Origin of the sequence: Ruminococcus sp. YE282 (assembly GCA_900101355.1) — a bacterium.
GTDB lineage: Bacteria > Bacillota > Clostridia > Oscillospirales > Acutalibacteraceae > Ruminococcoides > Ruminococcoides bromii_A.
On sequence record FMUV01000007.1, the window covers coordinates 1 to 16816 of the forward strand.

The following is a 16816-nucleotide window of genomic DNA, read 5'->3' on the forward strand; positions in this document are numbered from 1 at the left end:
CCATTGGTCGGCGGCTTTGAGCGCTTCGGTTACGCCTTCCTGCTTCGCCATAGCTTTTACAAGGCTATCCATCCGCTCGGTACATTCTTTCTCAACCTCTGCCAAATGTTCGGACAGTTTGCAAGAGGTAAGCAAGTTGGTGTAGATGATCGGGCGGTGCTGCTTTAGGTATCTCAACCGCAAATGCCCATACTTACCAATCACATATTCCTTTGCTTCGGGTAAAGATAGATTCGGGAGCAAATAATCTCCCTGTTGGCTGTATGTACCGCCAAGCTGTTCAAAAATAGTTTTCTGTTCCATAACAGGCTCCTTTCGTAGTAATAGGTTTACAGTGCGGATTGTAGATTATACTCCTTTCCTACAACTGCTTTTCAGTTTACCACAAATGAGCCGCAGTCATATATGTATTAGGCGGCAGAAACCACCCTTTACATATTAACTCTTGATTGGCAACCGAGTTGCTGTCACCTTCCACGCCGTCATCACGGGACAGGCGGCAGTACAAGGCGGTAATGCCTGCCTTATCCTGTTTCTTCTTCGACTGCAATGTTGTCCTCCTTTCCGGCAGCCGAACACACATTTTCTGCTGCCATAGTATCATTTTCCTCAGTGATTATCAAATGTGCGAAATCGCTGTTTATAATCTTTTTAACGCAGGTCGGGAAAGAGGTGTTGTCCTTTTTCCGTCCTGTGTGCTTGAACGCCGCCGACACAATGTAGGTAGCGCCGCCAATTTTGTATTCGTGTTCTTCGCCGTAAAGCGACTGAATGATGCTCATTATCGTTCCTCCCTGCTGCGCTGCCTGCGCCTATAATCGTCCTGCGCTAATTTGAGTAAGCGCTTGTAAATATCCTGTGGTGTGTATTTCTTCGGGAAATACTTGCTTATTTCATTGAGTTGGAAACTAATTTTCTCACGCTGATTTGGTTTTTCCTCGGATATGATTTTTGATATGGTTTCGCTGTCAAGTTTGCCTGCCTGAGAGAGCTTTTTCATTTGGATTGCCTGTGAGAGCGAGGGCGTTTTGTCCTCCAACTCTATTACTTCAAACAAATCCTGCTGCTCATTTTCGGTTAGATAAGATAGCTCCACGCCGACACTTAAAGCAATACGCTGTTCATCGACCATTTTGAGAATATCGGGGATAAGTTTTGTCAGACGGATGTAGCGATGAATCTGTCTTGCACTTTCGTTAGCCGACTCTGCAACTTGTTCTACGCTCCACTTCTCGCCAACTCGGCGAGAAGCACCTTGATGTGACAGGGCTTCCATCTTTAGCTTATACGCAAACGCCTTTTCCGACGGCAGCAAATGCTCTCTGTGAAGATTGCTGTCTACCACCATAATCGCCGCATCGTCACGGCTGACGGGACGAATAAAGGCAGGAACTTCTGCAATCCCTGCCTTCTGTGCCGCACGAAAACGGCGGTGTCCCGATATGATTTCATACTCATCTGTTGTGCCTTCAAGCGGTCGTACAATCAGCGGCGTCATAATGCCCTGCTGCTGAACGCTCTCGATTAAGCTGTTCATTTCTTCGTTGTCGAGCACCTGATACGGGTGGTCTCGGAATTCGTGTAATTTGTTGATTGATATATTGGTCATCGTTCATAACTCCTTTGTTTCGTTTTATTTTGGTGATAATATTTGTACTTGTATCTGCCTTGCTCCAACTGCTTTTCCTGTTCGATCAAAGCACGGAGCCGAGGCACTTTGTTTTCAATGCGCTCGCAGATAATGAGTTGCTTGCGCAAGGGTGTTAGCTTCTTTGTGATTTCTCTGCATTGTTCTTTCAAAGAATTATCTTCTTCAGGCGTTTTCGCCCTGCGGATTCGGTTGCGGATATGCTGACGCTCGGTTTCATAAGCATTGATTTGCTCGGCAATTTCCTTTCGGCAAGACACAAAATCCTCTGCGCATTCCACATTGTGGTCACGGAGGAAATAGTATTCCGCCAGCGTTCGGTCGAGATTTCTGATTTCTGCCCGCAGCTCAGGTGATACTGGACGGTAATCTCTCTTATGAACGTTGTTGCCCGTGATAAGCTTTACAATCGTGATAATCAGGTCGAACAGCGCAGTGATAACATCGGGCTCTGTTCTTTTCTCAAAATCCCTGATTCTCACTATCAGCGGTTGGCGCTGATAATAAGATTTCGGCGTATAGGAATAGAAATCCACAAAGTATTTATCCTCACGCTGAGATTGCAGCCTCCTGAGTATCGCTTCTCTGGAGTAATCCTTGCCAAGACTGCTTAACCTGACAGGCTTCCGCCAGTCGGGAGCGATCACGGAAGGATGCTGATATTTGAAAGTCCGCACAAACTGATAGCCGAGCGAGCGCAGATATAATTCAAAATCAAACGGCTTGATCGTATTGGCTAAGGCTTCATCAACATCGTGCCGCAGCATATCCTTGTGTGGTATTCGTCCGCTCCTGCGTACCCAATACGCCTTGTCACCGCCGTAGAACGGAGCGTTTTCAAGCACAGATTTTCCATATTCACGACAGATCTCGTCGGAAATCTCACGCAGCTTGTAATGGTCGGAAATGTGATTTTCAAACTTTCTCCCGGTGCGGAATGATACACTATTTACGACGATATGATTGTGTAGGTTTGCCGTATTTAGATGCGTCGTTACAACTATCTCATAGTCATCGCCCCACATTCGCTTGGCAGTTTCAATGCCGATACGGTGCGCTTCTTCGGGTGTGACTTCGCCTGCCTGAAAGCTCTGATAACCGTGATACGCTACGTTACCGCCGAGTTTACCGTAACGCCGCTTGGTAGCCATCATCTGCTCATAGGCTCGCTTCTTCGTGCAGTTGATACCGCTGACATACATTGTCTGATCTGTTTTGCTGCTGTTCTCAACGTAATTGAGGGTAGCAGCTAAGTCATCATCAAGATATTTGCGCTCGATTGTTTTATCGGGGTTCTCTGCGTAATTGATAACATCCTTTAACCGTCCTTTGACGGGCCAGAAGCCTGTTGTCGCCACGTCGCTACCTCCTCACGGATTTGCTTGGCGGTAGATTTTACTGGCAACAAAAGCTGTCGTTGAATTTCGTCTACGACTTCAAGCAGGCTTTGCTCAGTATCCGGAGATACCTTATCGGCGACCTCGTCACACAAGCGGCAGAGCATTTGGTAGAATTGAAAAAAGACATCAGGCAGCACCGTCCTTGGTGCGTAGCCTAATGTCCTTTGTCTAACATATTCAGATTGAGATAAGCCGCAGCTCTCGGCGAGCCGGGCTATCTTCTTTTTCTCGGACTGCGTAACACGCAGCTCGATTCTTGCGTTTTTATCTGTCATTTTATTCCTTCTTTCTTCGGGTGTTAGGGTTTCCCTAAAGATTTACAACAGCTTTGGGCTGTTGTATTTGGAATTTGCCGTACAAATTCCCTGCTTGCTACAGTATAAGACAAACCCGCCCTGCGGTGATACAGGACGGATTATGTTTGCCTTATACTTTGTATAGCGCTGTCTTGATATACTCAAATATCTCGGTGACAAAAGTGCAGTCAATCTTTCGACAAATGTCGCCGTAAATATCGGGATTTGTACCGTATAATAAAAGCGGTGACATATTGCCTGATAATTGGCTATCTTTTGACAGCAAAAGTGTGCCTAAAAGCTATCGAGGAACTCAAGCATATTTTTTTCTGCAGCACTGTCTTTTTTCTCCGAAACAGTAACAGCCTGCTGTGGCTGTGCAACAGGCTGAGTAAGTGTAAGCAAATTCAGCAAAGGCGTGAGCGCTTTCAGATTGTCCTGAATCGTAGCGGTAACACGGTCAAGAAATCTGTCCTCATTCTTTCGTTCCTCTATCAAATCGAGATACTCATTGATAGAATGTACCGCTTCCTTACTGATAGAGCGCTCGGAATTTTGAAGATAGTCATATACCCGTCTCTCCGCTTCAACATCCAAGTTGAGTCGGAGCTTTAAGTTCTTAATCATACCGCACCGCCGTTCTTGCTGAGCTTGGTGTAGGCGATATACTCATAGCCCTTTGCAGTTGCGCAAATATCGGAATTGACAAATACTCTGTCTTTATCGTACTCTCCGAAATGGCGGATCAGACAACCGCCGCCACCGACAGCATATAGCTTCATCAGCTTTGGGTTGTAGTCGTGTTCACGGAGCTTTCGAAAAATCTCGGCAGTATAGACTTTCGCTGCCGTAATGATTGTCTTAAGATATTCACCGTCAATATCCGCCGTTCCTTTCTTGAGAACTTCCGTGATGATACTCTCGTCAAGGTTAGTGTGGTGTTCTCTCATCATCGCTTCACGGACGGCGAGAGTACATTGATATACGCCGTATTTCTCGGTATACATATTGAGCATATCGGGCTTACGGTCGGAAATCTTCAAGAGATTCATCGTACCGTTACCGATATCGCAGAGCATTGTCGTACCCTTAAATTCACCGAGCCTTTCGGCAATCGCCGCAAAGCCCTGCGGAAATACGTCAGCTCCGATGATTTCAATATGATAATCAGTCTTGCGGAAGTTGAAATCTACCGTTCGATGTTGAAGCAGGTATTTCTTGAATTCCTCTTTTTGCCGTGTTACCCAAGTCAGCGGAAGCCCGGCGGCGATAAATACCTTTGTATCGGTGATACGTTCACGGTTAAGCTCTCTGGCAATAGCGGCAAGAGTGAGGATATAGTAATCCTCATCAGTGAACTTGTCCGCCGTAAACTCCTTGTGCCCAACGCCGATAGAATAATACTTGTTATTCCAAATGAGTAGGTCGTTGGTAAACGGCGGCTCGTTATCACTCGCAATCACGCCTGTGGGGAAACAACAGTTTGCGGTTTTCATATTGCCGTAACCGTGGTCGATACCGATAATCTTAAAATCGTTTAGTGTTTTCATATAATCATCCTTTCAGTTTTTCGTTGTAGGCGATTATGTCGCCGTAGAGTTTTGGAAAAGCGGGCAATACGCATTTCAAAAGATAGTTGCAGTAAATGCCGTACTTGCTGATCAGCTGCACACAGCTGTGTTCTTCGCCGTCGTCGAGTAACAGGCAGTTGTTGTCAACGCAGTTGCAGCACGAATGACGAACAATGCGGTTTACCCTGTCGGACAGCTCTTCGGTAATTCTCAGTACCATAGCTTGTACCTCCTTTCGTGTATTTTTGAGGGCTTTTCGTCCCTCTACTGTATTAAATACACGAAAAAACGGAAGTTAGGGGTTTTAAGAAAACATAGTAAAAACGAAAAAGAAAACACTAAAAAACGGCTTGAATACTGAACAATCAGAATTCAAGCCGATATTTTTATACTACAGAAAACAATATTTTGAAATTTTTTTCAAAAGTTTTCTCAAAACCGGAGCAAAGGGCGTTTTATGGGACACCTGTTTTGGTAGACTTGATAGTGAGGAGGTGTTGATTTTGGAAAAAATCAGCTTTTTCAGCGCCGATTTTCGTGACGGAAGAATACGGATCGGCAATAAAACTTATCCTGCGGGAACGTTCGCTACGCACCTTTTGAATCAATATTATAAGGACGATACGGCGGCTCGGTTGGCTGTATACAAACAATACAGTTGGCATTTATACGATACGATCTCTGCCGGTTATCTTGATAACAATGATGTTTTACGATCCGGGTGGGAGATCCAACAAATCTTAAAAACCTTACCCAAGCTGCAACCGTTCACAAAGCTGGATGTTGAAGCAGAACGTATAAGAATATCTGAACTTTTTACAGAGGATAACGCAAACTTTATCCGAGATTATTTCAATGCAAAGGCTCAGATTTTAGCTATGGGAATCAATGAATCTGCTTTGGATTTACTGCCGATAAGGATTGACAAGGAACAGCAAAATAAAGCAGATAAGCTTATAGATGATATGATGACGACACTGACTTTCTATGATCGTATCAGCAACGATATGAGAGAAGCGTTTGAGGGATTAACCGAGTTCTGCGACAGACTTGACGAAGCTGAGCGCTTTGACGAGGCGCACTTGCTCCCGATAGCTCTGGATATATTCGGCAATGAAAAGCTTGATGTAACATCCGAGTATGTCGCTATACGAAAGACAGCAAAGAGCAAAACAATGGTTACAGCGAGAAGGATGTTTTTTGATAATTACTACAGCTTTGTTCTGACGGACTTTTTCGTGGGCTTGCATTACGGGCACTATCCGAGAAGGTGTCCGATCTGCAAGCGATATTTTTTGATGACTTCTGCAAGGCGGCAAGTATATTGCAACGGAACTGCTCCATACACGCTGAAAGGCAAGCCCATTACTTGCCGAAAATATGCGGCGAGGATGAAGGAAAAGGAACTTTCCGAAGGCAATCCTATCAATCCCATTTACAAAAACCGCTGTTCCGCAATTCGTGTAGAACAAAAAAGAAGCACCATCACAGCAGAGTTTGCTGCAATGGCGCTGAAGGTCGCTAAAGATTATTGGCAAAAAGCGAAGTATGATGACAACTACGCTAACGGTCAATTCAAAATTGATATGAAGCGTGAGAATTTGTATAGAGAAACGGACAGGAGAATTAAGCAAAAGTGAGCCATATCGGAAAAAAGAATTTGAAATATACCGCATTACGCCGCCACCTCCTGAAATGGATTTGCAGGAGTATATTCGTCAATATGTACAGAGCGGAGACGACAAATATTTCTATTGGTTCTTACACTATTACGAGCCGACGCTAAATGAAAAGGCGAAGTCCTTTAGGAATAAATACTCAATGGAAGATCACTTTGCCGATATAAAGCAAAGCCTTGTAACAGGCTTGTGTAAGGCGCTGATCAAATACGATATTACCATAGCTCCTTTTCTGCCGTATGCTCAGAGGTATATGGAGTGTGAGGCGCATAACTATATTCGCACAATGCGGACGGGCTATTCAGTGCAGAGCGAATTTGAATACGCCCGGCTTCGCAGAGCTATGGCAATTTACAAGGATTTAGGCGGTGATTTTACAGAAGAAACCATTTCACAGGTTGCAACGCAAATTAGCGAAAGCTATGAGAAAACAAAGTTTATCATCGAGGGCGGTATTCTTACTGAAAACTATGTAGATGTTCAGAGTAATGATGAGGACGATGAACAGACAATAGACTTTCTTCTTCCGGATTCCTCGCTCAATCCTGAAAATATTTATTTTAAACAGGAGCTTTATGATAAGCTGTATGAAGCCTATGACAGCTTGGAATATACGGAAAAGATAATGCTCGCCCAACATCTCGGCTTTTGCCCGGAGTGTTTCAGTACTCGCTACGCTGACAAGAATGATTTAGATGAAAGCGGCAAGCCAAAAGAAAAGCCAATCAAACCGCTTCCTTATACCGACATCGCCACCGATCACGGCTTTAGCGATGCGAGTACAGCAAAGAGAGTTTGTGAAAGAGCGATTACAAAAATCAAATTTCTTGTATGAAATTCATCAAAATTGATTGAGTTTTACAAAAAGCTGTGATATAATTTTCATATATTTATGAATTTTCTATCAAGGGGGTTGTGATTGTGGCTGTTAGTTATAAAAAGCTTTGGAAATTACTCATTGACAAAGATATGAAGAAAAGCGATCTTGAACGTGAGGCAAAAATCACTCATTATTCTCTGAGTAAGCTTTCACAGGGCAAGGATGTTTCTACTGAAGTCTTAGGCAAAATATGCGAAACGCTTAATTGCACGATAGACGACATTATGGAGTTCGTACCGGAAGAAAAATAATGGTTTTTATATCAAAGAATCATCTTTATTTGGTACGATAAAAAAGGAGTTATATAAATGAACAAACAGCAATTAGCGTCATTGATTTGGGACACTTGTAACGATATGCGCGGATCAATTTCCGCCGTTGAGTATAAGGATATTATTTTAGGTTTTATCTTCTACCGTTTTGTATCCGAAAATGAAGTCTCTTTCCTAAAAAAGCAGGATTGGACAATGGAGATTATGGCAGAGGAACTGACGGAAGAAGATAGTGAAACCGTCAAGCAGTGCAAAGATCACCTCGGCTATTTTATTGCTTACAATGACCTTTTCTCTACTTGGAAGGATCACACGGCAACATTTACGGTGTCTGATGTAACTGACGCCCTAAATGCATTTGTCAGAAATATTGGCAGCAATCCCGATCATCAAAAGCTTTTCAATGAGATTTTCAAATCCTTGTCTGAAAAGCTGAGCAAAATGGGTTCTATCAGCAATCAGACCTCTCATATCAAGAACATCATAAAGATAGTCAGTCGTATTCCTATGGACGAGAATCAGGGCTACGACGTACTCGGTTTTATTTATGAGTTCCTGTTGAAGAACTTTGCGTCCAACAGTAAAAAAGACGGAGAATTTTACACGCCTCACGAGATTTCGATATTGATGTCCGAAATCGTTGCTCATCATTTGCGTGACCGTGAGCAAATAAATATTCTTGATCCAACCAGCGGATCGGGATCTCTGCTTATCAACATCGGTCAGAGTGTGCAAAAGTATTTGCAGGACAGCGGCAATATCACTTATTATGCGCAGGAGTTGATTCAGGAAACCTTCAACCTGACACGAATGAATCTTGTTATGCGCGGCATCAATCCGTCCAACATCAAAGTACGTCGTGGTGATACATTAGCGAACGACTGGCCGTATTTTGATGATAATGATGAAAACAGCTACGAGTATGTCCCTGTTGATTGTGTAGTATCTAATCCGCCGTATTCACATAAATGGGATGCAGATAACCACACAAACGATCCTCGTTATAAAGAATACGGAATTGCTCCGGCTTCAAAGGCTGATTACGCTTTTCTATTGCACGATTTATACCATCTGAAAGACAACGGTATTATGTGTATCGTAATGCCTCATGGTGTATTATTCAGAGGAGGCACCGAAAAAGATATCCGCACTCAGTTGGTAGAAAACAATAATATAGAAACTATTATCGGACTGCCGTCAAACTGCTTTTACGGCACCGGCATATCAACCATTATTATGGTGTTGAAAAAACACCGTGAAGCCAGTGACGTTTTATTTGTTGACGCTTCAAAAGAGTTCTTTAAGGACGGCAACAAAAACCGTCTGTCCGGTCATCATATCAAAAAGATAGTAGACGCAGTTTTGAACAGAGAGAACATTCCACATTTTGCATCTCTTGTTTCTAAACAAACGATTAAAGATAACGACTACAACCTCAATATTCCCCGTTATGTTGAATCGGAGGAAAAGGTTCCTGTTGATTTACACGCAACCGTATTCGGCGGTATTCCGAATTATGAGGTTGAGCATCTCAAAAAGTATTGGGAAGCTTTTCCTTCATTATGTGATGAGCTGTTTACACGCATTAATGAACACACCTCAGAATTATCCTGCGATTCAGTTATTGATGCTATCAAACAAAATGCTGATGTTATCGCATTTGAAGCGTGCTACAAAAGTGCTTTCCAAGCACTGGAGGCACAGCTCTATGAGCTTTTGATTGACAATCAGGTAGAAAATGTTGCGGCTTTGAAAAAAGAAATCACTAATCGTATTTTTGAACTATGTCAGCAGTTTGGCATTGTGGACAAGTATCTTGTATATAAAGCCTTTGATGATATTTGGGAACAAATCAGCCTTGATTTGGAAGCGATTCGCTTGCAGGGCTTTGACGCCGCACGTAGTATAGAAGATATTGAAGTATATGATAAAAAGGAAAAAGACGCCGTAACCAAAGGAAAAGAAGGCAGAGTTATTCCCTTCACTTTGATTCAGAAACATCTTTTTGCCGATGAATACATACAACTGGGCAGTTTGAATAAAGAGCTGTCCGGCACAACATCGGAATATGAATCTTTCTGGGAAGAACTCGACGATGAACTCAAGGACAAACTGAAAAAGACAGATAACGGCGATGAACAATCCGAAGCAAAGCTTGATACAAAGCAGCTAAAAGCAAAGTATCAGGAAGTTTTGGCAACGCTCTCTGACGATACAACGAAGATGTATGCGGAATACGCTGCGCTGAAGCCGAAGCAGAAGGTGGAGTTTCAGGAAAGTCACCCAGAACTCGTTTGGCCCGATGATTCGGAAAAAGTTAAAAACGGCACCTATAAACAATCGGCTATCAATGCGATTGTTGAGCAAATCAAAAACAACATCGAAATTGACGAGGAAGAAGATGATTATAAGATTCGTCATTTATATCTACTCGGTCAGCAGATTTCTGCTCTGAAAAAGCAAATCAAAGAGCTCAAAACCGACCTTGATATCAAGGCACAAGAAGCGATTGTAAAGCTGTCGGATGATGAAATTAAAATGTTGCTAAAAGAAAAGTGGCTGACGCCTGCGATGGAAAACATCAACGCCATCCCGAATGCCATAATTTCCGAGATAAACCATTCCGTAAATGGTATTATTGCAAAATACGATAATCCGCTTCTTACCCTGGACACCGATATAGCAAAAACAGAAGAATCGTTATCCGTAATGCTGAACGAGTTAACAGGTGACGATTTTGATATGGCGGCAATTCAGCAATTCAAAGCACTGTTGGGAGGAAATGAAAATGAATAAAACTCCGGCAGTTAGATTTAAAGGATCTACGGAAGAGTGGGAGCATCGTAAGCTGGGAGAGCTGGTTCGCCTGAATGGTCGAATTGGATTTCGAGGTTATACACAAAATGATATAATAACGAAGGACGAGGGAGGTATTCTTACATTTAGTCCAACAAATATTATTAATAATCAGCTGATTCTCAATGTCAAAAACACTTATATTACTCAAGAAAAATACGACGAGTCCCCTGAAATAAAAATACGCAATGATGATATCTTGTTCGTGAAAACTGGCTCAACACTTGGAAAAAGCGCTTTAGTTACAGGACTTACTGAACCTGCATCAATAAACCCTCAGATTGTTGTTATGCGGACAAAGCCAGAGCTAAGACGTTATCTTTCCGCTCAGCTTACATCCGTTTTTATTCAAAAGCAAGTGACTGTCGAAAAGATTGGTGGAGCCGTGCCGACTCTGACGGAGACAAAAATTAAAAATTTCGATGTTTTTATACCAGTAGATTCAAAAGAATCAACAAGTATAGGGGATTGCTTTTCTAATATCGACTCTCTTATCACCTTTCATCAGCGCAAGTATGAAAAGTTGAAAAACATCAAAAAATCTATGCTTTACAAAATGTTCCCGCAAAACGGTAGCAAAGTACCCGAAATACGATTTGCAGGTTTTACCGACGAATGGGAACAGCGGAAGTTAGGTGAGCTTGCTGATATTGTAGGTGGCGGAACGCCTAACACTTCAAATCCCGAATATTGGAACGGCAATATTGATTGGTATGCTCCTGCTGAAATTTCCGAGCAAATTTTCGTTTCATCAAGCATAAAAAGAATCACTAATCAGGGATATGACAATAGCTCTGCAAAACTGCTTCCTGTTGGAACTGTGCTGTTCACTTCTCGCGCAGGCATAGGAAAAACAGCGATATTATGTAAAGAAGGCTGTACCAATCAAGGTTTCCAATCAATCGTTCCGCACGAAAAATTGCTAGATACATACTTCATTTTTTCAAGGACAGAGGAATTAAAAAGATATGGAGAAATAATGGGAGCTGGCTCAACATTTGTTGAGGTTTCTGGTAAGCAAATGTCCAGTATGGAGCTCATGATACCTAAAACAATAGAGGAGCAGAAGAAAATTGGAGCATTTTTCTCTCGGATCGACAATCTTATCACCCTTCATCAGCGTAAGCTGGAAAAACTAAAGCAATTAAAACAAGCAATGCTTCATAAAATGTTCGTGTAAAAAGCGGAGGCAACTATGTCATACAAAAACGAAACAGAATTTGAGAACGCCTTGATTGCCAAGCTGACGCAGCTCGACAATCAGTGGTCAAGAGAGATTCTGGAATACAAAACCGAAGAAGAGCTGATTGAAAACTGGGCAAAAATCCTTTTCAGCAATAACAATACAACCGATAAGCTCAACGGCTGTCCTCTGACCAAAACGGAAATGGGACAAATCATATCCCAAATCAACGGCGAAACTCCCTTTGCCATCAATCGCCGATTGAACGGCAAATATATCTCTATCATCCGTGATAACGCCAAGGATACACAGCATGTCGGAAAACGTGTGGACCTGTTCCTCTTTGACAAGGATGAGATTGCTGCAGGAAGAAGCGTGTACCAGATCGCACGTCAGCCAAAGCTCCCCATCTCGTCGGAAATTCTCGGCGACCGCAGAGGCGATTTGATGCTGTTGATCAACGGTATGCCGCTGTATCATATCGAGCTCAAAAACAATCCCGTACCCGTTGAACAGGCGTGCAATCAAATCAGCAAATATATGCAGCACGGCGTATTTACCGGCTTCTTTTCACTTGTTCAAGTGTTTGTCGCAATGACGCCGACCGAAACGCTGTACTTTGCGAATCCCGGACGTGAAAGAGCTTTCAACTCCGACTACTATTTTCATTGGGGTGACTTCAACAATAAGCATATTGACGACTGGGAAGAAGTTGCGGAAAAGTTCCTTTCTATTCCGATGGCGCACAGACTGATCGGTTATGGTACGATTGCGGACGGAACGGATAACATTCTCAAAGTAATGCGCAGTTATCAGTATCACGCTGCTTATAAAATCTATTCGCAGGTGGTCAAGCGAGTAGATTGGGATGATGACGGACAAAAGGGCGGCTATGTGTACCACACTACCGGCAGCGGTAAAACAGTGACGAGCTTTAAGTGCGCACAGCTGATAAAGTCCTCCGGTAAAGTTGACAAGATTGTTTTCCTAATGGATCGTGATGAGCTTTGGAAACAAACTTATGATAATTACCGAAACTTTTCGGACTGTGATGATATTGAAGATACCGCAAACACAAACAGCCTGCTCTCAAAGTTGGAGAACGACACGCCCGACTTGCTGATTGTTACGTCTATTCAGAAGATGAGTAACCTGACAACCGTCAATTCTACTCCGAACGCTGCTCGCATTGCAAAGGTGCAAAAGAAAAAACTGGTGTTTATCGTTGATGAAGCCCATCGTTCTACCTTCGGCACAATGCTCCGTGATATAAAGCTGACCTATCCGAGAGCAATGTTCTTTGGCTTTACGGGTACTCCTATTATGCAGGAGAACGCGGTTGACGGTATTACGACCGACGGCTTATTCGGCACGTGTCTGCACAAATATACAATCTCAGAAGGAATCAGAGATAAAAATGTTTTAGGGTTCAAGCCTTCAAAAGTCGTAACATTTGACGAGGAAGATTTCAGAGAAAAGATTGCTCTGATGAAGCTCGGCAAAGATAGCGTCGAAGGTCTTACCGATGAAGAATTCAAAAAATATCACGCTCTTGCTTCCCGAGATATGGACAAGGTGGAAGCAGACGTCAGCAACAGTCTGTATGCAGACGGAGATACCGGAAAAGAGCATCGCAAAAATGTGGTTCAGGATATTCTTAATAAATGGGAGCGAATCAGCTTTCGTGGTAAATTCCACTATATTCTTGCTACATCCTCCATTCGTGAAGCGATTGAATACTATCGTTTATTAAAAGACAATGACAAAGACCTGTTTGTCACTGCTGTTTTTGATCCGCATACAGATAACACAAACGATGATATCTTCAAAGATAAAGCAGTAGAAGAAATCCTAATTGACTACAATAACCATTTTAACTTTAAATTCACAGTCGGCGCTTATCGTCGATTCAAGGATGATGTTTGCTCTCGTCTTGCGCACAAAGAACCTTACAAGGATATCGACACAAGAAGAGAGGAAGCGGTTAATATCGTTATCGTTGTTAATCAGCTGCTTACCGGATTTGATTCAAAATGGATTAATACCTTGTATCTGGACAAAGAGATTGATTACGAGCAGTATATTCAGGCTGTTTCAAGAACAAATCGCCTTAATGGTTATGAAAAGCAGTACGGAATCATCGAGTATTGCAGAAAGCCGTACACGATGGAGAAAAACGCGGAAGAAGCTCTGCGACTATATGCGGAAGCTGGTTATCAAGATGTATATGTTCCGTCTTTAGGACAGAACATCATCGGAATGAATAACGATTATCAAAGCATCATCAAACTGTTCGAGAAAAACGGTATTGAGCATTTCAGTAAGCTCCCCGACAATCAGGGCGACATTAAGCTGTTTGCTGACTTGTTCAATAATATCAGCAACTACTATTATCGCTCTATTCCTCAACTGTTTACTTGGACGAAGAAAACATATATCACAGAGGATGCCGGAGAGGTAACGGTTGACCTCGACGAAAAAACCTACGAGATTCTTCATCAGAGGTACAGTGAAATACCAAGTACTGTTCAGCCCGGCGGCGATATGATATATGATATTAAGGCTTTTCTTACGGAGGTATCATCAAATGAGATTAACCGTGCGTTTATGGAATCTCAGTTTGCCGAAGTATTGAAAGACCTTTCCAATGGCGCAAAACCGGAAGAAATCAAGGCATTGCTCGATGATTTGAAATCCAGTTTTGCTCAATTGCCGGCGGAGGATCAGATTACTGCCGAAGCTATTTTGGAAGATATTTACTCCGGCGCGCTCAAAGATTTTGACAAAGGTAAAACTCTTGCTGAGTACATCGAGATTTATAAGAGAAATAACCTGAAAGCAAATATCAAAGCATTCAGCGAGGCGTTTGGTTTTGATAAAGATAAGCTGGCAAGAATTATGGTTTTCCACCTTAAGGAAGAAAAGCTGTATGAAGGCGGGCTTTTTGATCAGATAATGGAAACACTTGACCGTGCAAAAGCGAAGGAAACTATGGAAGCACTCGAAGGCTGTGTTGTCCGCCAACACCGTGTAGTTCAAAAAGCAGAAGGATATCTGAAGAAGTTTATCCTATCCGGCGGGGATGTTAGCTTTATGGAGAAATAGTATTTGCTGAATCTGAAAACTGTTTATGACTATTGATAAGAAACGAAAGAGGATATTATGCCAAAGAATATAACACAATATGAATTATTAATCTCTTGTCCTGGAGATGTTAAAGAAGAGTTACAAGCTATAAATAGGTGTGTGGATCGATTTAATGAAATGTACAGTAAAGCACTAAGCATTAATATTTTAACTCGGCACTGGAGTAAAAGCTCATACTCACAATCAGGTGACAAACCGCAGAATATTCTCAATGAACAGTTTGTAAATGATTGTGATGCTGCGGTAGCTATATTTTGGACTCGTTTTGGTACACCAACTGATCAGTATGGTTCCGGAACCGAAGAAGAAATTTGCAAAATGCTGGATTCAGGAAAGCAAGTGTTTATGTATTTTTCCGATGCACCCATTTCTCCATCTATTATGCAATCTGACCAGTATAAAAAGGTCTGTGACTTTAAGAACAAATACAAGGATAAAGGGTTGTATTTTACATATAATTCTGTTGATAATTTTGAAAATCTCTTTTTTGCACACCTCTCGAAGCACTTCTTAAGCATCGAAAAAGTAGCTGAAATCAGGAACGAGAGAGTGCCTGTTTTAAAAGTTCAATCAATAGATGAAAGTTGCAAACTTAATGATCAATTAATTGTCAATCAATTCATTCCTTGTCATAAATCTGTTAAAGACTTTGTTACTGAAGTTGAGAATAACATATCAACAATTAATTCTTTGCATTTTTCAAGAGTAGATAGCTCTAATAAAAACATGTTGATATTAGGTTCAAAAGTTGAAATAGATCAAACCGAAAAAGAGGTTTTAGAGATATTTGCAGAGACAAATAAGATAGATTTGAGCAATGATTTTTTTGACTTAGGTAATCTTAGAAATAGTGTAATTCCTTCATCTTTGGGTGGTAAGGGTATTGAAGGGACTCCCCAGGAAGAAGAAAAGTATATACTAATATCAAATACAATAAAACTAATTTACAACTATATGCTTTGGTCAGAAGTTGAAAATGCACTCTCTGGGTTATCTTGTATTAAAATGGCATTAACAAATGCCGGTACAACTTACGATGAAGATGTAGAGATCTCGTTGACCATTCCAAATGAATACTATGTAGAACTTTCAGATGTGTTTCAGTTTAATAATTCAGTTATGGGTTATCTTCTCAATGATTGTGAAATATCAACTCTGTTTGGAATAAAAAGCACAGCAGAATATTCAGATTATGAATCATCAAGCAAAACTCATCCTCCTATCATTCATTCTCCGAATCTTCCGTTTATTAATTCGGAACCAGATTATAACGACGATTTTTTTGCAGAAATAAATGACACTTTTTATTATGATGTCTTTGAGAAAGGAAACGACAAAGTTATTAAAATCAAATTCGACTATATAAAGCAACACACATCTACTGCATTCCCTTCAATAATTTTCGTAAAAGAAGGGCTAAAAAGTATAGCGTATAGAATTTCATCAAAACACAATCCAGAAATTGTTGAGGGTATTATTCGTACCGCAAATGAATAAGTGTAATAAACCTGTCGCACAAAGCACATTTTGGTTTTTATTGAATTTCTAAACGTGTGTGCTATAATGCACATAAAGAAAGAAGCAGTATGAACTATAATTCAAATCAAAAGAAGAATATACTTTGGATATAAACAAAACGCTTGAAGATATAGATAATCCCTCACATACTATAATACAACAGGGATTTCCAGCGCTGACTATTTCAAGCAAAATATTTTTCATTAATGAATGGTGCAAAGATCAAGTAAATCTTTTTTATGAAATTTCTAAACCGCAAACTTTCTTTACTATCTATGACCGTATCGCAAGAAAAATTCATTTGACTTTTTAAATTATTTTTTGTTTTCTACTTGACAAATCCTCTTAAATATGTAAAAATATATT

At 41.4% G+C, this 16816-nt stretch carries 17 protein-coding genes; 8 read left to right on the forward strand and 9 right to left on the reverse strand.

Translation table 11 applies throughout. The features are described from left to right. The 9 genes from BLP46_RS03875 to BLP46_RS03915 form a co-directional block, all read right to left on the reverse strand. On the reverse strand, positions 1–303 hold a 303-nt coding region (locus tag BLP46_RS03875; RefSeq protein WP_092975922.1), incomplete at its 3' end, for a TnpV protein. A gap of 76 nt (positions 304–379) precedes the next feature. Continuing rightward, a complete protein-coding gene (locus BLP46_RS03880) occupies positions 380–550 on the reverse strand; it encodes a hypothetical protein (protein ID WP_207645205.1) in 171 nt (56 codons plus the stop codon). Further along, positions 525–782, reverse strand: a complete 258-nt coding sequence (locus BLP46_RS03885) for a hypothetical protein (RefSeq protein ID WP_092975925.1) — start codon at positions 780–782, stop codon at positions 525–527. The genes BLP46_RS03880 and BLP46_RS03885 overlap by 26 nt, the downstream gene beginning before the upstream one ends. After that, positions 782–1609 carry a ParB/RepB/Spo0J family partition protein gene (locus tag BLP46_RS03890; protein WP_092975928.1) on the reverse strand — a complete coding sequence of 276 codons (828 nt, stop codon included), beginning with the start codon at positions 1607–1609 and terminating at the stop codon, positions 782–784. Before BLP46_RS03890 ends, BLP46_RS03885 begins: the two co-directional genes overlap by 1 nt. Continuing rightward, positions 1606–3006: a relaxase/mobilization nuclease domain-containing protein gene (locus tag BLP46_RS03895; protein ID WP_092975931.1), complete on the reverse strand. Its 1401-nt coding sequence runs from the start codon at positions 3004–3006 to the stop codon at positions 1606–1608. Before BLP46_RS03895 ends, BLP46_RS03890 begins: the two co-directional genes overlap by 4 nt. Beyond that, complete coding sequence (locus BLP46_RS03900; RefSeq protein WP_092975934.1) at positions 2967–3323, reverse strand: plasmid mobilization protein; 357 nt, start codon at positions 3321–3323, stop codon at positions 2967–2969. The genes BLP46_RS03895 and BLP46_RS03900 overlap by 40 nt, the downstream gene beginning before the upstream one ends. Positions 3324–3638: 315 nt before the next feature. After that, a complete protein-coding gene (locus BLP46_RS03905; protein WP_092975937.1) occupies positions 3639–3971 on the reverse strand; it encodes a hypothetical protein in 333 nt (110 codons plus the stop codon). Then, positions 3968–4894, reverse strand: coding sequence for a ParM/StbA family protein (locus BLP46_RS03910; RefSeq protein ID WP_092975940.1), 927 nt, complete (start codon positions 4892–4894; stop codon positions 3968–3970). Before BLP46_RS03910 ends, BLP46_RS03905 begins: the two co-directional genes overlap by 4 nt. A gap of 4 nt (positions 4895–4898) precedes the next feature. Further along, positions 4899–5135 carry a cysteine-rich VLP protein gene (locus tag BLP46_RS03915; RefSeq protein WP_092975943.1) on the reverse strand — a complete coding sequence of 79 codons (237 nt, stop codon included), beginning with the start codon at positions 5133–5135 and terminating at the stop codon, positions 4899–4901. A 283-nt stretch (positions 5136–5418) separates the two neighbouring features. Between BLP46_RS03915 and BLP46_RS03920 the strand changes: the two genes are divergently transcribed. From BLP46_RS03920 to BLP46_RS03955, 8 genes are all read left to right on the forward strand, one after another. Further along, positions 5419–6555: a DUF6076 domain-containing protein gene (locus BLP46_RS03920; protein WP_092975946.1), complete on the forward strand. Its 1137-nt coding sequence runs from the start codon at positions 5419–5421 to the stop codon at positions 6553–6555. Between the two features lie 181 nt (positions 6556–6736). Next, complete coding sequence (locus BLP46_RS03925; protein WP_092975949.1) at positions 6737–7429, forward strand: hypothetical protein; 693 nt, start codon at positions 6737–6739, stop codon at positions 7427–7429. An 86-nt stretch (positions 7430–7515) separates the two neighbouring features. Then, on the forward strand, positions 7516–7725 hold the full coding sequence (locus BLP46_RS03930) for a helix-turn-helix domain-containing protein (protein ID WP_092975952.1): 210 nt from the start codon (positions 7516–7518) through the stop codon (positions 7723–7725). 57 nt (positions 7726–7782) lie between these two features. After that, complete coding sequence (locus tag BLP46_RS03935) at positions 7783–10542, forward strand: type I restriction-modification system subunit M (protein ID WP_092975954.1); 2760 nt, start codon at positions 7783–7785, stop codon at positions 10540–10542. After that, positions 10535–11782: a restriction endonuclease subunit S gene (locus BLP46_RS03940; RefSeq protein ID WP_207645203.1), complete on the forward strand. Its 1248-nt coding sequence runs from the start codon at positions 10535–10537 to the stop codon at positions 11780–11782. The genes BLP46_RS03935 and BLP46_RS03940 overlap by 8 nt, the downstream gene beginning before the upstream one ends. A 15-nt stretch (positions 11783–11797) precedes the next feature. Next, complete coding sequence (locus BLP46_RS03945; protein WP_092975960.1) at positions 11798–14890, forward strand: HsdR family type I site-specific deoxyribonuclease; 3093 nt, start codon at positions 11798–11800, stop codon at positions 14888–14890. Between the two features lie 57 nt (positions 14891–14947). After that, positions 14948–16429: a DUF4062 domain-containing protein gene (locus BLP46_RS13205; protein WP_207645204.1), complete on the forward strand. Its 1482-nt coding sequence runs from the start codon at positions 14948–14950 to the stop codon at positions 16427–16429. Between the two features lie 124 nt (positions 16430–16553). Then, positions 16554–16763: a hypothetical protein gene (locus tag BLP46_RS03955; RefSeq protein ID WP_092975963.1), complete on the forward strand. Its 210-nt coding sequence runs from the start codon at positions 16554–16556 to the stop codon at positions 16761–16763. Positions 16764–16816: the final 53 nt, after the last annotated feature.